Source organism: uncultured Deefgea sp., assembly GCF_947072475.1.
Lineage (GTDB): Bacteria > Pseudomonadota > Gammaproteobacteria > Burkholderiales > Chitinibacteraceae > Deefgea.
Map to the genome: position 1 here is coordinate 1 of NZ_CAMTIA010000010.1, position 22,850 is coordinate 22,850.

A 22,850-nucleotide genomic window follows, 5' to 3' on the forward strand; every position below is an offset into this window, starting at 1 on the left:
TTCACCCATTTAGTGACCTGCATCGCCGTTGCACTTACTAGTTGAATCCGCCAATTGATTGGCATAGAATATAGGACTAAACTGCGGAGCAGTCACTTACTTGCGCAGCAATCGCAAGCCATTGGCCACCACCAATAAACTCGCGCCCACATCGGCAAAAACCGCCATCCACATCGTGCCGTAGCCGAGCAAAGTTAAGACTAAAAACAGCAATTTAATCCCCAGCGCTAAGGCGATGTTTTGCAGCAAAATGCGGTGTGTTTGCTGTGATAAGCGGATAAAATGCGGCAATTTGCGTAAATCATCGTCCATTAGCGCGACATCGGCGGTTTCAATCGCTGTGCCGCTACCGGCCGCGCCCATCGCAAAACCAATATCGGCGCGCGCCAAAGCGGGCGCATCATTAATCCCATCCCCGACCATGCCGACTTTTTGGCCTGACGTGAGTTGCGCTTGCTGCGCGACAATCAGCTCTAATTTATCCGTCGGCAATAAATCGCCTCGGGCCTCATCAATGCCCACTTGCTCGGCAATACTGCGCGCGGTGTGGGCATTGTCTCCGGTGAGCATAATGGTTTTAACACCCAGCGCATGCAGCTCGGCAATCGCTTGGCGGCTACTGTCTTTGACCGTATCGGCCACAGCAAACAAGGCCAAAACGCCGTGTTCAGTCGCTAATAAAATCACGCTTTTACCTTGCGCCTCGAGTGGAAACAATTGCGCTTCAAGCTCAGCCGAGCACCAGCCTTGTTGATGAATCAAACGATGATTACCTAAATAATACGTCTGCCCCGCCATTTGCCCCTTCACGCCCAAGCCGGGCAAAGCCGTAAAATCCTGTACGTCGATCAGGCTTAAATCTTGGCCCGCCAGCGCCAAAGCCCGCGATACCGGATGATCTGAGCGCTGCGCCAAACTCACTGCTAACTGTTCAACTGCGATGCCTTGCGCAGCGCTGGCTATTTGCTGCGCCTCAGTTTGCAAATCAACAAAATCGGTTTGCACTGGCTTGCCATGCGTGAGCGTGCCGGTTTTATCTAGCGCGATACACGCCAGCTTGCGGCCTTCTTCTAAATACACCCCGCCCTTAATCAAAATACCGTGCCGCGCGGCCGCCGCCAAACCACTGACAATCGTCACCGGCGTTGAAATCACCAAGGCGCATGGGCAAGCAATGACCAATAACACCAAGGCTTTATAGATCCACGCCAACCAATCTCCAGCAAAAAACAATGGCGGCAGTATCGCCACCAAGAGCGCAATGGCAAACACGATAGGGGTATATACCCTAGCAAATTGATCAATAAAGCGTTGCATCGGCGCACGCGCACCTTGCGCCGCTTCTACTGCATGAATAATCCGCGCCAAGGTGCTATTACTGGCCAGCGCAGTCACAGTCAATTCAAAAGAACCCGCCTCATTAATACTGCCGGCAAACACCGGATCGCCAACGGTTTTATCCACCGCCAAGCTCTCACCGGTAATCGGCGCTTGATTAATCGTCGATTGCCCAGCGCAAATCACCCCATCCAAAGCAATCCGCTCACCCGGCTTCACACGAACACGCTCGCCCACTTGCACCGATTTGGCCGGCCGATCGACAGTCACCCCATCGTCTTGCACCACCGTCGCCAGCTCGGGCGTCAATTGCAGCAAGCCTTGAATTGCATTGCGCGCCCGATCCAGCGATTTGGCCTCGATCAATTCAGCCACGGTAAACAGCACCATCACCATCGCCGCCTCAGGCCATTGGCCAATGGCCATCGCGCCGGTAACAGCAATACTCATCAAAGCATTAATATTTAAATTGCCATTGCGTAGCGCAATCCAGCCTTTTTTATACGTCGTTAAGCCGCAAGCCAAAACCGCCAGCAGCGCCAACCCCGCCACCAATAGCGTTGGTCCATCGAGCCAATGCGTTACTTCGGCGGCCAACGCTGCAAGTCCCGCCAGCGCCAAAGGCCACCATGGTTTTACAGCTTCGTCTTGCGCCACCGCGTCTCCCAGCTCGGGCGTAAAACCCAAGCTACGAATCGCCGCCAAAACCGCCTCTAGCGCATCAGGCTGATGCTGCACCGTGAGCACCCGCTGCATGAGGTTAAATTGCAAACCCGAAACATCCGGCATCGCACCAAGTTTTTTCCGCAACAAAGCTTCTTCAGTCGGGCAATCCATTTGCATAATACGAATCGGCGTTTGCGCCCAACCATCGGCACTTAACTCCGCCGCAGCCAAAGTGGTCAATGCCTCGCTCGCGCCGTGCCCAGCACAACACGCAGCATGACCCGCCGATGAATGCGCCGCATGCGCGGAAGAATGTTGACGATATTGCGACATCAGGCAGCTCCAACGATTAAACTTAAACGCATTACACACCCTGAAGTTACTATAGAGTCAACCGCTAAAATCAGCGACGTGCAATATTTCAAAATTTGATTCGGTAGATCGTGAAAATGTAATCGTCGAGCGTACAAATCCGCAGGGTTTGCGCACGCCGCGCCATGCAACCGCGTGCGCAAATGCGCACAAAACCATGCGCATTATCATAGGGTGTGCAAATCCCGAGGGCTTGCGCACGCGGATACCAAGCCACTTGATTGACGAATGCGACAACACGGATAAAGGAATCGAGAAATGAAAATAGGCGAACTGGCCAAGCTGGCGCAATGCTCGGTCGAAACTATTCGGTTTTATGAAAAAGAAGGGCTACTGCCCACGACTGAGCGAACCCTCGGTAATTTTCGCGTCTATGGCCCAGCGCATATTGAGCGCCTGCGTTTTATCCGCAATTGCCGTGCACTTGATATGAGCCACGAAGAAATCCACACCTTGCTGCGCTTGGCCGATCAAGGTGGCGATGGTTGTAGCGCGATTAATGAGGTGTTTGACGAGCACATCGCCCACGTTGACACCCGCATCAAAGAACTAGAACAACTCAAACAGCAACTCGCCGAGCTACGCCAACACTGCCAAAGCAATCACAACCCTTGCGGGATTTTGCAAGGCTTGGCCGATATGGAAATCCCCAGCAAACTGGATAAAAAACGCACGCATCTTGGCTAAAGCCGAGCATCCATTCAGTTTCAAAACCCTAGCAAAAGAAGCGCGGCGCAGAGTTTAATCGGCCAAGTAAGGGCAATGCCTTAAGGGACAATCAACCAAGTGCCTTCCACCATTTTCTGCGCTGTGATGTGTGTGTTGTGATGTGTTGCGAATCGGTGGAATGCGCGCCGCTATTCCACTGCTACGCGGGGTCTTCCCCGGTGCTGATGATGTTGCCGTTTTCGTCCATGATCGAACGGAGCGCTACGCCGTAGGCTTTAAAACCTAGCCGGGCATCGTGTTCGCGGTAATTGAGGCTGTCGTGTTGGTGGCCGTGAAAACTTTTTTCAATCCCCATCGCCTGCCCCAGTCGATCGAGTACCGAAAAGCCCCAAGGGTGACAGCTCGGCGCTTCGTGCGTGACCATAATGTCGGCTTTTTCATGCGCTAGCGCTTGGTAATCGACATAAAAAATACTGCTACGCTGTTTGCGCGGCAGGCCACCGCGCCATTGGTTGGCTTTGCCGCAGTGCTGTAGATAATGCGCTGGGCTGGCGTACACCGAGTTATTGGGTGGCATCCAGATATGTCCACGAAAAATCCCACCCAATCCAGCGATACGCACACCGGCGATTTCGACCACGCGGCCGTGTAAATTGCGCTCGCTCATGCCCGAATCCCACAAATTACAATAATCGCGCGTGCCGTCGGTATCGTGATTGCCGTGGATATACCACACCTCGGTTAAGTCAATGATGTCGGCCAATACCGTTTCGAGTGGCTGTGGCGCTTGTAGATCGCCGAGCAGCACAATGGCATCCGGACGATGCTGCTGCACCGCCGAAATAACATGCCCAAATTGGCCGTGGACGTCACCACAGAAAAAAATCATTCACTTCTCGCCTATTTCAAAACGCTACTCATGGGTGAACCTTGCCGCAAAGCTGGGCTGCTCAGCCATCAACCCAACGCCAACAGACCCTAGATTAAAGCATACTGGGTACTTCGCGCTAGCCATTCAGCAAGCGTGTTTGACGTGGATGCGGCAGCAGCGTAGTCTAACGACCCCCTTACAGGCCAACCACGCTCCATTATGACTTATTCAGCCTGCGGCATCGATTTTGGTACTTCTAATTCAACGGCGGGCATTGTGCGCCCCAATGGCGCGATCTTATTGCCACTTGAGGCCGACAAGCTCACGCTGCCATCGGCGGTCTTTTTTAATTTAGAAGAAGACCGTTGGGCTTATGGCCGTGCGGCGTTGAGCGAGTATTTAGAAGGCTACGAAGGCCGCTTGATGCGCTCGATGAAAAGCTTATTAGGTAGCAGCCTAATGGATGCGGGCACCGAAATTGGCGGTCAGCATTTATCGTTTAAAAATCTCATCGGCCAATTAATCGGCGAAGTTAAAACCCGCGCCGAGCAATCGGCCGGCCAAGCATTTGACGCGGTGGTACTGGGCCGACCCGTACGCTTTGTCGATGACGACGATGCGGCTGATGCCGAGGCCGAAGCCACATTGGCTGAAATCGCCCATGGTTTGGGCTTTAAAGAAGTCAGCTTTCAATTTGAACCGATTGCCGCTGCGCATGATTACGAGCAGCGTATCGAGCGCGAAGAGCTGGTACTGGTGATTGATATTGGCGGTGGTACGTCAGATTTTTCTTTAGTGCGTTTATCGCCAGAACGACGGGGTATTGCCGACCGATCAGCAGATTTATTAGCCAGTGGCGGGGTACATATCGGGGGTACTGATTTTGATAAACGCCTTTCGCTCGCTTGCGTCATGCCTGAGCTGGGCATGGGCTCACGACTAAGTAATAACGCCGAATTACCCAATAGCGTGTTTTTCCATTTGGCCACTTGGCATACGATTAACTTTGCCTATACCCGCAAGATGTGGCGTGGCTTTCAAGATGTCTCACCCGAAGTGGTCGACAATGTGCGCTTTGAGCGCTTACTGAATGTAATTCGTAGCCAAGCAGGCCATCACTTGGCGATGCGCGTTGAAGAAGCCAAAATCGCGCTGTCTGAGCAAACCCATTTTGCACTGGATTTAGTCGAAGCCGAGCAAGGCTTGCTGGCGCAGATCGAGCGCAGCCAATTCGAGCAAGCCATTGCGCAAGAAACCACGCGAATCTGCGCAGCAGCACAAGCCACGTTGAATCTAGCCGGTATCAAGGCCAGCCAAGTCGATACCTTATTTTTTACCGGCGGCTCATCGGCCGTCCCGGCGCTACGCGCAGCTCTGGCCGCGCAATTTCCAGCGGCCCGCGCCGTTGAAGGCGATCACTTTGGCAGCGTAGGCTGCGGCCTCGCCGTTGTCGCGCAACAGCGCTATGGCTAAATTACGGGGAGTAGGGAGTAGGGATTGGGGAGTAAACCCCACTCCCCAATCACTAATCCCACATCAGCGCCCCATCGAGCAGATATCGTTGGTATTTTTTTGTTAGCACAGTTAAACTGCGCCCCTGATCGCGCCCTACCAATCGGCGCGTTGCTTGCCTCATCGAAAACCTTCGACACGCAAGCCACCCATCCAACATACCCCACCTGCCCTAGATTGGTGTCGCTCCTTGCGACAGGCCGCAGCAGGAATAATGAATGTCTGAACTTAATTTTGCTAGCCTTGGGCTAGCCGAACCACTTTTGCGTGCCGTTGCCGATACGGGCTACACCACACCAACTCCGATTCAAGCGCAAGCCATTCCATTGGTGATACAAGGCGGCGATTTGCTCGCTGCAGCACAAACGGGCACCGGTAAAACTGCCGGCTTTACTTTGCCTATTTTGCAATTATTGCTGGCCAAAGAACCGCTCGAAGCCAAAGGTCGTCCGCGTGTTTTGATTTTAACCCCGACGCGTGAACTTGCCGCTCAGGTGGAAGAATCAGTTCAAACGTATTCTAAATACGTCAAAATCAGTTCAATGGTGGTGTTTGGTGGCGTGAATATTCGTCCACAACAAACTCGCCTGCGCTCGCCGATTGATATTTTGGTGGCCACACCGGGCCGCTTGCTCGATTTGGTTAATCAACGCTCGGTGGATTTGTCTGGCATTGAAATCTTGGTGCTCGATGAAGCCGATCGTATGCTCGATATGGGTTTCATTCACGACATTAAAAAATTAATGGCGATTTTCCCTAAGGAGCGCCAAACCTTGCTGTTCTCAGCGACCTTCTCTGATGAAATCAAAGAACTCGCCGACAAGCTACTCAAAAATCCAGGCCTGGTTGAAGTAGCGCGCCGCAATACCACCAATGAATTAATTAGCCAGCGCGTGCATTTAGTTGATCGCGATAAAAAATTGCCTTTATTGACGCAATTGATCAAAGACGGTAATTGGCATCAAGTTTTAGTGTTTATGCGCACTAAACATGCGTGTAATAAAGTGGCTGAAAAACTGAATAAAGATGGCATTTCAGCGATGGCGATTCATGGCAATAAGAGCCAAAACGCCCGTACTGCCGCACTCGCGCAGTTTAAATCTGGCGAATTGCAAGTATTGGTTGCCACTGATATTGCAGCGCGCGGTTTAGATATCGAAGAATTGCCACACGTAGTGAATTTTGAATTGCCCAACGTAGCCGAAGATTACGTGCATCGGATTGGCCGTACTGGCCGCGCCGGTTGTACTGGTGAAGCGGTGTCGTTGGTATGTGTTGACGAGTTGAAACTCCTCGCTGAAATCGAGCGCATTACCAAGCAAGACATTCCAAAATTTTGCTTAGAAGGCTATGAAGCCGATTTACGCGTTAAGCCAGAACCGATTGTTCGTGGTGGCTTGGGCCGTGATCGCCCACCACGCGATCCAAACCGCAATCCACGTGCTCCGCGTGGCCCTGCGGCTGCCGGTGGCGCACGCTTAAATGGTGCTCGCTCAAAAGCATTAGCTGAAACCGCCACCAACCAAGCAGCGGCAAAAAGTGAAGTGCGTGCTGAGCGTCGCCCGCGTACTGAAGGTGACGCCGAACAGCGTCGCCCGCGTACCGATGGTGAGCATCGCCGTCCACGCGCAGAAGGCGCTACGGATAGCCGTCGTCCACGTCCTGATGGTGCTGCTGATACCCGTCGTCCACGTCCTGATGCGCTGGGTGCTGCAGATACCCGTCGCCCACGTGATGGCGCGCCGCGCAGTAGCAATCCACGCAATGCTCCGCGTCAAGATTCGGTGTTGGCTGCGCCCGCTGCACCGCGCCGCGAACGCATTAATTACGATGAGCAACAGCCGGTCAGCAATGCCAATACCTTGCCAGGCGAACTCATGCGCAGTGGCCGTAGCGGCCAAGGCCAAACGCGGGGCTACCAAGGTGGCGGCCGTAATGGCGGGCCGGGTGTGACTCGTAATGCCAGTGATGGCCATGGCGCGCCACGCAGCGACCGTCCGCAAAGTCGCGGTCCACGCACTGCCAGCACCCCAACTGCCGCGCTACTTGGTGGCAGCGGTCATAAACGTCGCGGCGATTAATTCCGACTGACAATCAATCAGCCCATGGTTTGCCATGGGCTTTTTTATGCTTTAAAAATACACTCCCGTGCCACACCAACGATTAATGACAAACTACAACAGCTAAAATTAATCAACACAACAATCATTGCAAGATTAGTCCACAATCTAGCTGACTCAATCGATCAACTTCGCAACTGCAATTCAGCCCGATTCAATCTATATACAAGGTCTGTACTGACCGTAACGAGTGCCAAGAATGAGCCCCGAACAAGCAAAAAAAACCATGCATGACTTATTACGGATGATGATTCAACACAAAGCATCCGATTTGTTTATTGCCGATGATTTTCCGCCAGCCATGAAGATCAACGGCCGAATGACGCCGATTGGCGCGCAAAAACTCAATGCCGCAGCCACGCAAGCGCTGGCTTTGGCCATTATGCGCCCCGATCAGCAAACTGAATTTGCTAAAGAATTTGAATGCAATTTTGCCATTAGCCCCGAAGGCATCGGGCGCTTTCGGGTCAATGTGTTTATGCAGCAAGAAAAGGTCGGCATGGTGCTGCGAACCATCACCAGCAAAATTCCTAATTTTGATGAATTAGGCCTGCCCAAAGTATTAAAAGACGTGATGATGAGTCAGCGCGGCTTAGTGCTATTGGTCGGCGGAACCGGTTCGGGTAAATCGACGACGATGGCGGCGATGATTGATTACCGCAATGAAAACAGCCATGGTCATATCATTACCATCGAAGATCCGATTGAGTATGTGCATAAAAATAAAAATTGCTTGGTCACGCACCGCGAAGTCGGGCGTGATACCAAAAACTGGTTTGCTGCGCTCAAAAATACGCTGCGCCAAGCGCCAGACGTGATTTTAATTGGCGAAATTCGCGACCGAGAAACCATGGAATACGCCATGGCATTTGCCGAAACCGGCCATCTTTGCATGGGCACTTTGCACGCCAATAGCTCGAATCAAGCCTTAGAGCGGATTGTGAATTTCTTTCCCGAAGAGCGCCACCCGCAGCTATATATGGATTTGTCCATGAATATGCGCGGCATTATCTCGCAACGCCTAGTTGCTACGCCCGATGGCAAAGGACGCAGCGCCGCGATTGAAATCTTGCTCAATACGCCGCTGGTAGCCGATTTGATTTTTAAAGGCGACGTGGGCGGCGTGAAAACCGCGATGGTCAAATCCAAAGAACTGGGAATGCAAACCTTTGATATGGCGCTATTTGAACTGTATGAGGCAGGGAAAATCAGCATGGAAGAAGCATTAAAAAATGCCGATTCACTCAATGAGCTGCGCTTAAACATTAAACTCAACAGCTTGCATCATCGTAAAGAAGAGCACCACAGCGGGCTGGAACATCTCACCCTCGAAGCACAGCAAGTGCCCGAAGAAGAAACCGAGGCCAGCGAAAGCGCCAACTAAGGCACGCTGTGCGCCAACAAAACCATGGTTTGCGTCGTAAAATATTGCCCACGAATACATAAATCTTGCTGTGGCGCACCTTCATTCACAAAGCCCAACTGCTGATACAGCGCTTGGGCTTTTTGGTTATCCACCCGCACAGTCAACTCGATGCGAACAAATCCTTGCTGCCAAGCTTTAGCCAGCGCCGCCTGCATCAACGCTCGTCCCAACCCTAAACCTTGCGCCTGCGGCAATAGGGCCACGCTTAATACCCCAACATGTGCAGCGTCACCTTGCGGCAAAAGATCGCACCAACCCACGACGGTTTCATCGCACAGCGCAACAAAATACACATAGTCGCGATCGACCATATTTTGGTAATAACGGAAGGTTTGCTCAATCGGTGGCGCTTGCAAAAAGAACAAAAAGCTTTCTTGTTTACACGCAGCATCAAACACTTGATGCAAGCCCGAGAAATGCGCCGCACTCAGCGGCAAAATGGCGTAGTTCATCGTTTCGACGCTCAACATCGCCAAGCTTTCTCCCTCTTTCGAGGCGAGGAGCACGACAGGATCAATCAACACGGCGTATCGCCGCAAGCAATTCGTAGTTCCTGATGATGCCTTTGCTTGAGAACCCCATAACAGCGTGCTATTTGTCGGAGCGGACTCGCCCGCGAATGCGAGCCAAACAAGGAAAACCTTCACGGGCAAGCCAGCGCCTACGCCACTCTTGCTGCAGCAAAGACATAATCAGTGGGTCGTATTGGCGGCGGCGGGCAAACAATCGGCCGTCGCCAAAAACCAATCCAACTCACAATGAGCCCACTATACACCTTCTATGTATTGCGCTACTGCGCTTTATTTTTGCGGCTTGTAAGGCGATACACCATAAAAGTGGCGATCAACAGCGTAATACCCCACAGACTAAAACCCAACCAACGCCAAAAACTCCAAGTGCTGCTATCGGGTTCGGCCACTTGAATATCCACCACATTGGGAAACCACGACATCATGTCAAAACGCCAGCCGTAGGAAGTCAGTAAGGCGGGTTTCTTTTCAAATTCCAGCGTTTTGGCCTTGGCCTGCAAATCGGCAGAGTTAAACTTAAAGTAATACGGCCAGCCCCAGCCGGTATCGACGTTTTTAAACACCCGAATAATATCCGTCGCGTGATTGGTGTAAATGTAATACACATCCAACGTCGGCCCATCACTTGGATTAGCCTTGCTAATCGGGCCGTCTTTATCGCTTAATTTCACCTCAACCCCGGTGATGCTGGTGATGGTTTTTTCGGGTAAAAAACCATCCAAAGCCACAGTTCCCACCAGCGCAATCAATGCCAATAAAATCAGTAGTACTTTTCTAAGTTTAAGCATTCATCACTTCCCTTAAATTGAAGACGGTATACATTTTATACCGTTATAAAATATGTAAATCATGCTCACTCTATCGATCACTCCTTGATTCAATACGGAAGATCGCTGAATTTAGCGAGCGAAATGAGGTCTGAAATTGCACTGGGAATTCTCACCAAATCCAGTGTAACGTATTCCCAAGTAAGTTGAGTGTCAATCAATCCCGGCACTTTTCCACGGTAATTCAAGCTCTCACAAAGACCTCAATCCCCGTGCTGGTGATTAATCACAGCGCAATGCGATGAGTAACGGCTGCTATAATCTAGCGATTAAATTCTTTTAAATTGGATAATCCAATGTCAAACGCTTGCCCACAATGCACTTTGGAAAACACTTATCCCGATGGTGAGAACTATGTGTGCGCCGATTGTGGCTTTGAATGGCCGATGGTCGCAGCAGTAGAAGAAAGCGATGTGCGCATCGTTAAAGATGCCAATGGCAATGTGCTCCAAGACGGCGATTCTGTCGTGGTGGTGAAAGACTTAAAAGTCAAAGGCACTTCTAGCACACTGAAAGTCGGCACCAAAATCAAAGGCATCCGCATTGTTGACGGTGACCATGAAGTCGATTGCAAAACCGATTTGGGCAGCATGATGCTTAAAGCCTGTTTTTTGAAAAAAGCCTAAAGCTGGATCCTGCACGGCGGCCAATCAATCGTCAGCAGCCCCTCGCAGCCATGACTTCAGCATAAAAAATGCCCGCAATCGATGCGGGCATTTTTTTATCCATTCAAGCTAATTATTTTTTGGATACCGCATGGCCACCAAAGGCATTGCGCATCATCGACAATAATTTCATTGCATAATCATCATTACCGCGTGAAGCAAAACGTGCGTACAAGGCGCTCGACATCACCGGAGCAGGAATGCCCAATTCAACCGACTCCAACACTGACCAACGGCCTTCACCTGAATCTGGCACAAAGGCGTTTAAATCGGCCAATTCGGTGTCTTGCTGCAAAGTATCTGCCACTAAATCGAGCAACCATGAGCGAACCACTGAGCTATGACGCCAAGTTTCAGAAATCGCCGCCACATCGAGGTTAAATTCTTCTTTGGCTTTAAGCATCGCAAAGCCTTCGGCAAACGCTTGCATCATGCCGTATTCGATACCGTTGTGTAGCATCTTGGTGTAGTGGCCTGAGCCTGCTGGGCCAGTGTGCGTCCAACCGCGATCAGCGCCCGGCGCCAAGATTTTCATAAATGGTTCTGCCATCGCAGCGGCGTCTTTTTCGCCACCAAACATCAAGCAATAGCCGTTTTGCAGACCCCAAACCCCACCCGAAACCCCGGCATCGACAAACTTAAGGCCCATCGTCGCCAATTCGGCACCGTGGCGTTGGCTGTCTTTATACATGGCATTGGCGCCATCAATGATCAAATCGCCAGGAGCGAGCAAGGTTTTCATTTCATCGAATGCCGCCTCAGAGATCGCGCCCGATGGCAACATCAACCAAACCACGCGCGGTGTTGGCAAGGCGGCAATCAATTCAGGTACGCTGGCAAATGCTGTGAAATTAGCTTCTTCTTGCGCCAATTGGCTGCGCGTGTCGGCGCTGACGTCAAAACCAAAGACCGTCGCACCGCCTCGAGAGAGTCGACGTGCCATATTGCCGCCCATTTTGCCTAAACCGATCATTGCGATATTCATGCTATTTCCTTTGTATTGATTGCCCTGCCGAATACTTAAATTCGAAGCGAAAATCATGCAGTTTTATCGGGATATTCACTACCACCGAAGCACTAGGCATGCTTTTTTTTGATTTGTATTAAAGTTTCATGAGAGCGTAAAGCCTAAGCTAGGCGCAAATTCTCACGTTGGGTTACGCTATTATGCCTTCTTTAGCACCACATTTGCCGCAATTAATTTGTCCTGCTGGTAGTTTACCAGCCCTAAAAGCAGCAGTTCAGTCTGGTGCCGATGCGGTTTATCTTGGTTTTAAGAATGCGACCAATGCCCGCAACTTTGCCGGGCTTAATTTTACCGACTCACAGCTTAAATCGGGTATTGAATATGCACAATCCCAAGGTCGGGAAGTACTCATTGCCATTAACACGTACCCGCAAGCGGGTCGAACCGCTGAATGGCAGGCTTCAATCGACGCCGCTGCCGACTTAGGCGCCAATGCCGTGATCTTGGCCGACTTGGGTTTACTCGAGTACGCCACTCGCCGTCATCCCCAATTACGCCGCCATTTATCAGTGCAAGGTTCCGCCACCAATTTTGAAGCGGTAAACCTCGCTTATGAACATTTTGGCATTAGCCGCGCCGTTCTGCCACGGGTTTTGACTTTGCCACAGATCGAATACGTGATTAAAAACACCCCAGTCGAAATCGAAGTATTTGGTTTTGGTAGCTTGTGCGTAATGGCTGAAGGCCGCTGTATTTTATCCAGCTACGCGACTGGCGAATCGCCAAATACCCATGGGGTGTGTTCACCTGCAAGCCATGTGCAATGGCTACCTAAGGGCGATACCCTTGACACTCGCTTAAATGGCATTTTGATCGATCATTTTGAAAAAGACGAGCCCGCTGGTTATCCAACCCTGTGTAAAGGCCGCTTTGAAGTCGGCGACGCCAGCTATTACGCGATGGAAGAGCCAACTAGCCTCAATGCATTGTCGGTATTGCCCGAGCTGATCCGCATGGGCGTGAAAGCCATTAAAGTCGAAGGTCGACAACGCAGCCCGGCCTACGTCAGCGAAGTGACCAAAACACTACGCGCGGCAATTGATGCGGCTAGCGATCCACGGTATTCGGTCAAGCCCGCTTGGCAACAGGCGCTTAGCAAAGTGTCGGAAGGGCATCAACAAACGCTTGGGGCGTATAGCCGACCTTGGCGCTAAGCCGCAGCTAATTTACACAAGCCACGCCGCCAGCGCGGCTGTTCAGTTTTAAATTCATCGAGGAAGATCCATGCAACTCACTCTTGGCCCGCTGCTTTACTATTGGTCACGCCAAGCCACACTCGATTTTTATGCCGCTGCTGCCGATTGGGAAGTAAGCACGATTTATCTGGGTGAAGTGGTTTGCGCTCGCCGCCATGAATTACGCACTAGTGATTGGCTGGCCTTAGGCCAGCAATTATGCCAAGCCGGCAAAACCGTGGTTTACAGCTCGCAAGCTTTGCTCGAATCGGGTTCGGACTTGTCGTCATTACGCCGTTTTGCCAAAGAAGGCGGCCTACTCGAAGCCAATGATTTGGGCGCAGTAAAAATCGCGCGTGATTTGGCGATTCCGTATATTGCTGGCCCGCATCTGAATATTTACAACGGCGCTACGCTCGACTGGCATCAAGCAGCAGGCGCCATTCGCTGGCTACCCTCGCTCGAAGCGAGTCGCGCGGCGATTGTGGCGACATTGGCGGAAGCTAAATTACCGATTGAAACCGAAATCTTTGCCCATGGCCGCTTGCCACTGGCTTTTTCTGCGCGCTGCTTTACCGCTAGGCATTACGATTTAAGCAAAGATGCTTGTGAATTTAAATGCATCGAGCACGCCGATGGCCAGTTGCTCAAAACCCGCGAAGGGCAAGATTTCTTACGTCTGAACGGGATTCAAACGCAATCGGCGGCTTGCCATGCCTTAATTCATGATTTGGCCAGCGTCACCAACGTGGGCGCCAGCCATTTACGCATTAGCCCGCAAGCGCAGTTTACCGCTGAAATTGTTGCCGCCTATGCCGCAGCACTGGCTCAGCCGGCAGCGGCGACGCAATTCGATTGGCAACGTATTAATCCCGAAGGTCTGGTCAATGGCTATTGGCATGGTCAAGCGGGTATTTGCAGGAAGGAAACCGTATGAACATCCCAGCACCATTGATTAAATTACTGGCCGTACTCCCCGAAACGCCGCCCACCGTGGTCACTGTCGCCTTGCTCAATTTGCTGCGCAAGCCATTGTGGCCTGAAGAAGATTTTGCGTGGTGGGAAGGTCGGCAAGTGCGAATGGCCGTCAGCGATTTAAATTGGGGTATTACGCTAAGCTACCAAAATGGCCGCTTTGTCTGTGGCGATACCCCAGCAGATGTCACATTAACCGCTAGCTTGGCTGATTATTGCTTAATTGCTCGACGACAAGAAGATCCAGATACCTTGTTTTTTCAGCGTCGCCTGAGCATCACTGGCGATACCGAGTTGGGTCTAACGCTAAAAAACTTAATGGATGCGACCGATTTCTCGCCGCTATTTGCACGTCTACCCAGCCGCATTCGGATGAAATTGAACGTTTAAAGCCGAGGGGCTGTTGACGCTGGCTTGGCCTGCGGTATTTGCGCGAGTTTTGCCCTCAAGCAAGGCGCGCAGCAGCGCTGACTACGCCTGAATTCGCCGCTAAAATCGCGCTAGCACGGCCAAAATCCAAACGTCAACCGACCCTAGTGAACGCCCATTGTCCCACGCACGCCATGGCAAAGAGCCGCGCATTCAGCCCACACAGCCGAGCTGCCTCAGCGTTGCACGGATTATTTGAACCTGCGCCATTAATCAGTCAAACTTATTACCCAACAGCAAACTGTCATCAAAGCTTTATAATCCGGCTTCTTTGAATTGAATCCCGACCCAATACGTGAAGCTACTTTCTCATCCGCTACTCAGCAAAATCCGCCCCTTTGTGCCAGCCTTACTCGCAATTTGCACGGTGATTGGTGGCCGGTTCTTGGTCGACACGCAGTGGAATATGCCGCGCGTTGGCTTTTCTGTGTTGCTGTATTTCTTTTTTGCTGCCTTTTTACAGCGCTGGGCGGCCGTAGCGGCCACTTTGGCGCTTGAAGGATTGTTGCTCAATATTAGCTATATCAAAGAAGTCGCCACCAGCGAGCCACTGCTGGGTGCTGATTTATTTGAAGTCGGCCAAGGTATGGCCATGACCGGCTATATGAACTGGCAGATCTGGGGCTATGCCCTGATTTCCATCGCTGCCATTGGCTATGGACTATGGCGGCGGCCCCGCCTGAGTAAAACCCGGCTAAGCTTGGCACTGGTGCTGTGTATTTTGCTCAGCATGCAATTGGATCGGACCGGCAAACTATCGGCCTACGCCAAGCCGGTGATGCATCAATACTTGGGCAGCAAGTATTCCAATTATAATTTTCGGGTCAATGCCAAAGACAACGGTATTTTGGGGCACTTAATTCTCACCATAGAAACCGCGCACAAACCCAAAGCCGGCCCGCATACGTTTTACTCGCGCCAACTCGCCGCCCCAGACGCGCCAACTAGCCCCGACATCGTGGTGGTGATGTGTGAGTCTTGCTATAGCGACCCACGTTTAATCACCCAAATGGCGCAATTAAGCCAAGCGGGCTTTAGCGAAGCGCGCGTGATTAGCCCGGTGTATGGCGGCGGCACGGCCGAGGCTGAGTTTGAAGCGCTCACCGGGTTATCAGCGTATATGTTGCCGGGCATCGACTTTCAAAATTTTGCTGGCCAATTTGCCGACAAAATGAGCGCCCTACCCAATTCATTGGCGGATGTTGGCTACCTCACCACCGGCATGCACAATTACTTCAGCACCTTTTGGAAGCGTAAACAGGTCTACCCCAAACTGGGCTTTGCGCAAACGCAGTTTGTCGAAAAAATGCAGTGGGATAGAAAAGCCGGCTGGCCCAAAGATCAAACCCTCTACAACAATGCCTTAGCGCGATATCAAGCGGCACCAGCAGGGCAAAAGCAGTTTATGTTTTTAGTCACCGTGATGACGCACGGCCCGTTTATTGCAGAGCAAGATAGTGGCTTAAGCCAATATCAAGCGCGCTTAACGGAGGCGATTGATGCGTTTTCAGTGTTTGCCAAGCAGCTCGAAGCCAGCGCCAAACAGCGCAAACGCGACGTGGTGATCGTGATTTTTGGCGACCATAAGCCGGGCTTAAACCAAGAGTTTTTAGATCGCGGGATTTTTGATCCGCAATTTTTCAGCCCATCTAAAAACGGCCGTTTAGAATTTAAAAGTATCCTCAGTCAACAACAAAATAAAGTGCGCGGCGATGTACCGCTGTATATCAAAGACAGCCGCCAACCAGCACAAGCGCAGCAAATGGCCGAGCAATTACAAGGCCGTCCTTTGTTTTGTTTGCCGGCTCAATTAGCGCGCTTAAGCCAAAGCCAAGATCCGTTCTACGCCGCCGTAGCCGAGCGCTGCGCCGCCAATACCGCGTTTTACCAGCCCGGCTTATGGTGGCGAAACGTCTTCCCCGAAGCGCTGTACGCGGAGCGTTTGTTTGATTAAGTGATGTTCAGATTTGATGCTGTGCCGCGCTCGTTGGTCTGGGGCTTAATCACCCGTCCAAGCGCACCGAGTGCGAAGCGAGACAAACAGTTTTATCGTTTGGCTTGCGACAATCGAGGGCACAGCGGAGCTGGGCGCGCTCGGGTCGCCTTTCTTTCCCCCTCTTTCTTTGGCGAGTCAAAGAAAGAGGGTGCCGCCACTGACTGCGACTGTAAATAGCCGTGCCGCAGGCACTTAAAACCATCTGCACCTAATCTGAATAGCCCCTTTGATTAATGGGTATATTGATCTAGGCCATTATTAATATAGATCGCATTAAGATACCCAACGACACTACCACTCAAACGCAAGCCAATAAAAAAGCCGCGCTGGCCTGCGCGGCTGTTTTAATTCATCGATTCAGCTTAAACCTTAAACCAAATGCGCTAAAGCCTCGCGACTAGGGACAAAAAACGCGGCGCCAGTCACTGCACGACTAAAGTTGAGTAAATGATCCACGCGACCATCCAAGGTCGGGGCGATCATTTTGGCCAGCATTTTTTCAAAATGAGCCGGTGTTTTGCAATACGAAGCAAAATACAAACCTTGGTCACCACCCGGCGTGCCATACGGTAAAGAATGGCGCAAAATCGCCAATTCTTCGCCCTCTTCCTCAATCACCACGCGACTAATATGCGCAGTCAGCGGTTTGTCTTCATCCGACATCTCAACACTATCCGTCTTGGTGCGACCAATCACCGCCTCTTGCTGTTTAACCGGTAATTTATGCCAAGTATCTAAGCGATGCACATAGCGTTGCACATGCAAATAACTGCCACCGGCCCAATCGGCATCTTCGCCCGCCACCAAGGCCACTTCGCTGCGCTCGTCATCTTCTGGATTTTCGGTGCCATCGATAAAGCCGGTTAAATCACGATGATCTTGGTAGCGAAATGCATGCGTGGTATCAATCACATCCAAGCAATGGCTGGTGCCTTGCACCACCATATTGGCAAATTCGTGCAAAACATCGTAACGCTCGGCGCGTAAATGCAAGACCACATCAGCCGCAGTCACTGGGGCTGGATGAATCGCACCAGCAATGCGTGGAAAACTACGCAATTGCGCCGGTTTACTCTCAGCATAAAATTCAGGCCACATTTCAGCACCAAATCCCACCACCGAATAAAACGCCGCACTGGGATTGGCCGCCGCCAGTTCATCGGATTTAAGCGGTAGTTTGGCAAAAAATTGCTTTAATTCGGCATCAGCGCGACGACCTAAGCGGCGGCGAAATAATAAAAATAAACCATGACTGGATGGTGGGGGCAGAATGCCACTTTGTGGTGTAGACACGCCATTCCTTTTCTATCTAATGAACCGGGCCTTGATTGGCAAAGGCCCAAATTTGAGCTAACCAGTGAGGGTAATCGACAAAGCTATGGTCACCCCCAGAAATAATATTTTGCCGGCAGCCGGCATACCATTGCACCGCGTCTCGATAATCGAGTACTTCATCGGCAGTTTGCGTGAGCAACCAATAACGATTTAAGTCAGTTGGGCGGCGCTCAAGCTGACAAAGTTTATCAGCAAAATCAAGATCAATATGGTGAATTTCACCAGTTTGATAGTTTTTTTGTTCACCCAAATATTGAGCAATCAAGTGATAAGGCTGTACGGCAGGGTTCACCAATACCGCCCGCCCCCCCAACGTCTCCACTGCCCATGTGGCAAAAAAACCACCTAAAGAACTACCTACTAAACAAAAGTCACCCGCCAGTGGCGTGAGCAAATCGCGCAGCATCTGCGCCGCCGCCAGCGGCTCCATCGGAATCGTTGGGCAAATAAAGCTTTCGCTCAGCCCTTGCTCGCGCATCCATTGCGCCGTATCTTGCGCTTTTTGCGATAGCGGGCTGGATAAAAATCCATGCAAAAAAATTAACTTCATGGGATTAACACAGTCGATCCGGTGGTTTTACGCGACTCTAAATCACGGTGTGCTTGCTGCACATCCGCCAAAGCATAACGCTGACCGATTTCAGGCACGATGCGGTGCTGCGCCAATGCCGCAAAATAATCTTGCGCTGTTTCCACTAACTCACCGCGATTGGCGGTGTAATGCCCCAAGGTCGGTCGAGTTAGAAATAAGGAGCCTTTTTGCGCCAAAATGCCCGGGTTAAAACTTGGCACCGCGCCCGATGCATTGCCAAAACTCACCAACATCCCCCGCAATGCCAAGCAATCGAGCGAGCCTTCAAAAGTCGCTGCGCCCACGCCGTCATACACCACCGGCACACCTAGCCCTTCGGTTAAATCCCGCACCTGCTGCGGCCAAGTAGCGTCGTTATAATCCAGAACATGATCACACCAAGCGGCCGCCATTTTGGCTTTAGCTGCCGAGCCCACGGTGCCAATCACGCGCACGCCGAGTGCTTGCGCCCATTGGCAAGCGATCTGCCCCACGCCGCCAGCTGCAGCATGAAATACAATCGTTTGCCCGGCTTGCACCGGGAAAGTGCGCTTTAATAAATATTGCGCCGTCATACCGCGCAGTAAGGTAGCGGCAGCGATTTCATCGGAAACCCCTGTGGGCACCAGCACTAATTTATCTGCCGCCACCATGCGATACGTCGAATACGCCCCCACTGCGCCACCGGCGTAAGCCACGCGATCGCCGACTTTTAAATCATGCACCCCATGCCCCAAGGCCTCGATCACGCCGCAAGCTTCTAAGCCCAAGCCCGACGGCAAACTCACTGGATACAAGCCACTGCGGTGGTAGGTATCAATAAAATTAAGGCCAATGGCTAAATGCTTGAGCAGCACTTCACCCGCACCGGGCGGCGGCAATTGGGCGGTTCGCAATTGCATGACTTCAGGACCGCCTTGCTGCTCGATTTCAATTCGCACGGTTTGCATTCGTATCTCCTTATTGATCTTGTATCTTATTCTAGCAAGTCTAAGCGCGCTGGAGAAAGTGAGGCACAAGATAAGCATTGCACATAGTAAGTTGGGAAAAGTACCGCGAATAAATTCATTAAAAATAGAGTTGTGTCATATAAAGAAAACCTTAGCCGCGTTATAGTCACGCGATCTGCCCTTGTTACGGGTGAACTAGACTTAGGTTTTTCCAATGCAAACTTTTTTTATCGCTCCAACTCGCTTAAATGTCGGCCTGACTTCAGTCACTTTAGGCGTGGTCCGTTGCCTACAAAATCAAGGCCTTAAAGTCGGCTTTGTTAAGCCGGTTGCCCAAGATCGCAATGCTTGCGATATCGAGCGCTCAACGCATTTTGCTCGCCAAATTTGTCAGCTTGACGTGCCGGATGCTTTGCCAGCCAACTACGCGATTGAGCAAGTTTCAATCGATGAGACCGATGATTTGCTCGAAGAAATCATCACCATGAGCATGGCCGCCGGCAAAGACGCCGATGTGTTAGTAGTTGAAGGTTTGCACCCCGATCCAAGCAATCCATTTACTACCCAATTGAATACCGAAATGGCACTGGGCTTGCAAGCCACGGTGATTTTGGTGAGCGACGCTAGTGAAAAAAACATTAGCGAAGAAATCAAAATCGCCGAACGTCAATTTCGCAATGAAGGCGTACAAGTTGGCGGCGTGATTCTCAACAAAGCGCCGGCCGACTTTGATAAAGCCGCGCTACAAGCCGAAATCGGCGAGCTCAAAATCTGGGGCGTAGTGCAATTTGATTCAAAACTACTTGCCCCGCGCACGATTGACGTGGCTTTGCATTTAAATGCCGAGATCATCGTTAAAGGTGAACTCACCAAACGCCGCGTAGCCGAAACCGTGGTTGCCGCCCGCGCCGTACCTGAAGTCATTCGCCGCCTAAAACCCGGCGCGTTGATTGTCAGCTCGGGTGACCGTGATGATGTGATTTTGGCGACCGCCTTAGCCGCCAGCAACGGCGTGCAATTGGCCGGTTTGATCTTGACGCACAATACCGAACTCAATGAAACCGTCCGCGCCTTTACTGAAATGGCGTTCCACACCGGTATTCCAGTATTGCGTACCGAAGGCGATAGCTTTAGTACCGCACTGGCGATTAGCCAAGTGCCGACGGCCGTGCCAGCGGACGACAAAGATCGGATGAGCTTGGTGATGAATTCAGTCGCCGAACAACTCGATAGCGACGCTTTGCATGTAGGCGTACAAACCAAAGGCGCGCATCACTTAAGCCCGCCAGCATTCCGCTACCAGTTAATTCAAAAAGCCCGCAACGCCAATAAACGCATTGTGTTGCCAGAAGGCGAAGAGCCACGCACGATTAATGCCGCGATTACTTGTGAAGAAAAAGGCATCGCTCGCTGTGTATTGCTCGGTAATCGCGCCGTGATTGAAGGCATTGCTGCCTCACAAGGTTTGACTTTACCCGCGTCGCTGGAAATCCTTGATCCAGAAGAAATCCGCGCGCAATACGTAGCGCCAATGGTTGAATTGCGTAAGAGCAAAGGTCTCACCGAGATCCAAGCTTTGCGTCAACTCGAAGACAATGTGGTACTCGGTACCATGATGTTGGCGATTGATGAAGTCGATGGCTTGGTGTCAGGTGCCATCCACACTACCGCCAACACCATTCGCCCAGCCTTGCAATTGATCAAAACTGCACCAGGCTCGTCGATTGTATCTTCAGTATTCTTTATGCTGATGCCAGAACAAGTCTTGGTTTACGGCGATTGCGCGGTAAATCCAAACCCAGACGCTGAGCAATTGGCCGAAATCGCCGCACAAAGTGCTTACTCAGCCAAAGCGTTTGGTATTGATCCCAAAGTAGCGATGATTAGCTACTCAACCGGTCAATCCGGTACCGGTGTCGATGTGGATAAAGTACGCAGCGCGACTGAAATCGCCAAAGCGCGCCATCCACAACTGATGATTGACGGTCCTTTGCAATACGATGCGGCATCAGTACTTGAAGTCGGTCAGCAAAAAGCGCCGGGCAGTCTGGTTGCCGGTCAAGCCACGGTGTTTGTCTTCCCTGATTTGAACACCGGTAATACCACGTATAAAGCGGTACAACGTAGTGCCGATGTAGTCAGCGTTGGTCCAATGCTGCAAGGTTTGCGTAAACCAGTGAATGACTTGTCGCGTGGTGCTTTGGTGGACGATATCGTGTTCACGATTGCATTGACTGCTATTCAAGCCGAGCAAATGCTAGCTTAAACGTATATGCGTCTAGCCATTATATTTAATGGCTTACATAAAAATACCCCAGCTAAAAACTGGGGTATTTTTTTATGCCGGCAAAAACACGCGCCACAAAATCAAGCGAGGATATTCATCCCGCCATCAATATACAAAGTACTGCCCGTCATCCGCGCAGCGCCGTCTTCACACAAAAAGGCACACGCCTCGCCAACATCATCAATCCCTGGCAATTCACGCAGTGGTGCGCTACCTGCGCCATTGCTAATCAACAAATCAAACTCACGAATGCCGCTGGCGGCGCGGGTTTTAACTGGGCCGGGAGACACCGCGTGCACGCGGATTTTTTTCGGGCCAAGCTCGCTCGCCATATAACGCACCGAGCTTTCCAGTGCGGCTTTCACCGGCCCCATCATGCCGTAATTGGGTACGACTTTTTCTGCGCCGTAATAGCTCATTGCCAATAGCGTGCCGCCCTTATCCATTAAAGCCTCGGCGCGATGCGCCATGCGGATAAACGAATGACAAGACACATCCATTGCCAAAGCAAAACCAGCCGCCGAGCTATCGACCACGCGGCCATGTAAATCTTCTTTTTGCGCGAAAGCAATCGAATGCACCGCAATATCAAGCTGCGGATATTTTTGCGCAATCGCTGCAAACACCGCCGCCATTGCCGCCTCATCTTGCACATCGCATAACTGAACGATGCCGGGCTGCAATTCATCGATGATGGGCTGAATATACTTCAGCGTTTTTTCGGTTTGATACGTCAAAATCAATTCGGCACCACGCGCTTTTAACGCTTTGGCCACGCCATAGGCGATTGAATCTTCGTTGGCAATACCCATTACCAGCGCTACTTTTCCTGCTAAAGAACCTGCCGTCATTACTTTCTCCATCAATACAAGCCACTTCGCTTGCCGAAAAACAATCCACTTTCCTACGTCGATAAAATGCCAAACCAAGCCCGACGCGCTTGAGCAAAAATCATACTCGCAAGCTTAAAGCGCCGATACGCGCTTTTTTACCAGCCACGCCAGCAAGCGCCATCGCCTTGCGGCAAAGCAAAAAATTGCCAAATTAAGCGCGCGCGAATGCGATCAATCAAGCGAACGCCGATCGATACGCAAGTAATAAAGCCAATC

At 51.4% G+C, this 22,850-nt stretch carries 19 protein-coding genes; 10 read left to right on the forward strand and 9 right to left on the reverse strand.

What is annotated here, in order from left to right; genetic code table 11:
• Positions 1–96: 96 nt before the first annotated feature.
• Positions 97–2,337, reverse strand: a complete 2,241-nt coding sequence (locus Q0V82_RS05300; RefSeq protein WP_297573268.1) for a heavy metal translocating P-type ATPase — start codon at positions 2,335–2,337, stop codon at positions 97–99.
• Positions 2,338–2,634: 297 nt separating this feature from the next.
• Between Q0V82_RS05300 and cadR the strand changes: the two genes are divergently transcribed.
• A complete protein-coding gene (cadR, locus tag Q0V82_RS05305) occupies positions 2,635–3,063 on the forward strand; it encodes a Cd(II)/Pb(II)-responsive transcriptional regulator (RefSeq protein WP_297573270.1) in 429 nt (142 codons plus the stop codon).
• A gap of 181 nt (positions 3,064–3,244) precedes the next feature.
• On the opposite strand, the gene Q0V82_RS05310 is transcribed toward cadR, so the two are convergent.
• On the reverse strand, positions 3,245–3,934 hold the full coding sequence (locus tag Q0V82_RS05310; protein WP_297573272.1) for a metallophosphoesterase: 690 nt from the start codon (positions 3,932–3,934) through the stop codon (positions 3,245–3,247).
• Positions 3,935–4,135: 201 nt separating this feature from the next.
• Between Q0V82_RS05310 and Q0V82_RS05315 the strand changes: the two genes are divergently transcribed.
• The 3 genes from Q0V82_RS05315 to Q0V82_RS05325 all read left to right on the forward strand — a co-directional run bounded on the left by Q0V82_RS05315 (position 4,136) and on the right by Q0V82_RS05325 (position 8,932).
• A complete protein-coding gene (locus Q0V82_RS05315) occupies positions 4,136–5,389 on the forward strand; it encodes an Hsp70 family protein (protein ID WP_297573274.1) in 1,254 nt (417 codons plus the stop codon).
• A 257-nt stretch (positions 5,390–5,646) separates the two neighbouring features.
• Positions 5,647–7,509, forward strand: coding sequence for a DEAD/DEAH box helicase (locus tag Q0V82_RS05320; RefSeq protein WP_297573276.1), 1,863 nt, complete (start codon positions 5,647–5,649; stop codon positions 7,507–7,509).
• A 238-nt stretch (positions 7,510–7,747) separates the two neighbouring features.
• Entirely contained in the window at positions 7,748–8,932 is a 1,185-nt protein-coding gene (locus Q0V82_RS05325; RefSeq protein WP_297573278.1) for a PilT/PilU family type 4a pilus ATPase, read from the forward strand.
• On the opposite strand, the gene Q0V82_RS05330 is transcribed toward Q0V82_RS05325, so the two are convergent.
• Positions 8,929–9,498, reverse strand: a complete 570-nt coding sequence (locus tag Q0V82_RS05330) for a GNAT family N-acetyltransferase (protein ID WP_297573280.1) — start codon at positions 9,496–9,498, stop codon at positions 8,929–8,931. The two genes, Q0V82_RS05325 and Q0V82_RS05330, sit on opposite strands and share 4 nt — an antisense overlap.
• Positions 9,499–9,764: 266 nt before the next feature.
• Positions 9,765–10,292, reverse strand: coding sequence for a DUF1523 family protein (locus tag Q0V82_RS05335; protein WP_297573282.1), 528 nt, complete (start codon positions 10,290–10,292; stop codon positions 9,765–9,767).
• 335 nt (positions 10,293–10,627) lie between these two features.
• On the opposite strand from Q0V82_RS05335, the gene Q0V82_RS05340 reads away from it, so the two are divergent.
• Positions 10,628–10,957, forward strand: a complete 330-nt coding sequence (locus Q0V82_RS05340; RefSeq protein WP_297573284.1) for a zinc ribbon domain-containing protein YjdM — start codon at positions 10,628–10,630, stop codon at positions 10,955–10,957.
• 112 nt (positions 10,958–11,069) lie between these two features.
• Here Q0V82_RS05340 and gnd read toward each other — a convergent pair whose 3' ends face one another.
• Positions 11,070–11,981, reverse strand: a complete 912-nt coding sequence (gene gnd, locus Q0V82_RS05345) for a phosphogluconate dehydrogenase (NAD(+)-dependent, decarboxylating) (protein ID WP_297573285.1) — start codon at positions 11,979–11,981, stop codon at positions 11,070–11,072.
• 182 nt (positions 11,982–12,163) lie between these two features.
• Here gnd and Q0V82_RS05350 point away from each other — a divergent pair, with 182 nt between their 5' ends.
• The 4 genes from Q0V82_RS05350 to Q0V82_RS05365 all read left to right on the forward strand — a co-directional run bounded on the left by Q0V82_RS05350 (position 12,164) and on the right by Q0V82_RS05365 (position 16,556).
• Positions 12,164–13,177, forward strand: coding sequence for a peptidase U32 family protein (locus Q0V82_RS05350; RefSeq protein ID WP_297573287.1), 1,014 nt, complete (start codon positions 12,164–12,166; stop codon positions 13,175–13,177).
• A 70-nt stretch (positions 13,178–13,247) separates the two neighbouring features.
• On the forward strand, positions 13,248–14,135 hold the full coding sequence (locus Q0V82_RS05355; protein ID WP_297573289.1) for a U32 family peptidase: 888 nt from the start codon (positions 13,248–13,250) through the stop codon (positions 14,133–14,135).
• The gene (locus Q0V82_RS05360; RefSeq protein ID WP_297573290.1) at positions 14,132–14,563 is read left to right on the forward strand and encodes an SCP2 domain-containing protein; all 432 of its coding nucleotides are present in this window, start codon (positions 14,132–14,134) and stop codon (positions 14,561–14,563) included. Before Q0V82_RS05355 ends, Q0V82_RS05360 begins: the two co-directional genes overlap by 4 nt.
• Positions 14,564–14,897: 334 nt before the next feature.
• The gene (locus Q0V82_RS05365; protein WP_297573291.1) at positions 14,898–16,556 is read left to right on the forward strand and encodes an LTA synthase family protein; all 1,659 of its coding nucleotides are present in this window, start codon (positions 14,898–14,900) and stop codon (positions 16,554–16,556) included.
• A gap of 411 nt (positions 16,557–16,967) precedes the next feature.
• On the opposite strand, the gene Q0V82_RS05370 is transcribed toward Q0V82_RS05365, so the two are convergent.
• Genes Q0V82_RS05370 through Q0V82_RS05380 form a run of 3 tightly spaced genes read right to left on the reverse strand, consistent with a single transcriptional unit; the run spans position 16,968 to position 19,454 of the window.
• Positions 16,968–17,891: a Dyp-type peroxidase gene (locus Q0V82_RS05370; RefSeq protein ID WP_297573293.1), complete on the reverse strand. Its 924-nt coding sequence runs from the start codon at positions 17,889–17,891 to the stop codon at positions 16,968–16,970.
• Between the two features lie 16 nt (positions 17,892–17,907).
• Entirely contained in the window at positions 17,908–18,483 is a 576-nt protein-coding gene (locus Q0V82_RS05375) for a YqiA/YcfP family alpha/beta fold hydrolase (RefSeq protein WP_297573295.1), read from the reverse strand.
• Positions 18,480–19,454: a quinone oxidoreductase gene (locus tag Q0V82_RS05380; RefSeq protein ID WP_297573297.1), complete on the reverse strand. Its 975-nt coding sequence runs from the start codon at positions 19,452–19,454 to the stop codon at positions 18,480–18,482. The genes Q0V82_RS05375 and Q0V82_RS05380 overlap by 4 nt, the downstream gene beginning before the upstream one ends.
• A 214-nt stretch (positions 19,455–19,668) precedes the next feature.
• Between Q0V82_RS05380 and pta the strand changes: the two genes are divergently transcribed.
• Positions 19,669–21,720: a phosphate acetyltransferase gene (gene pta / locus Q0V82_RS05385; RefSeq protein WP_297573298.1), complete on the forward strand. Its 2,052-nt coding sequence runs from the start codon at positions 19,669–19,671 to the stop codon at positions 21,718–21,720.
• 101 nt (positions 21,721–21,821) lie between these two features.
• On the opposite strand, the gene fabI is transcribed toward pta, so the two are convergent.
• On the reverse strand, positions 21,822–22,592 hold the full coding sequence (gene fabI / locus Q0V82_RS05390; RefSeq protein WP_297573299.1) for an enoyl-ACP reductase FabI: 771 nt from the start codon (positions 22,590–22,592) through the stop codon (positions 21,822–21,824).
• Between the last annotated feature and the right edge of the window lie 258 nt (positions 22,593–22,850).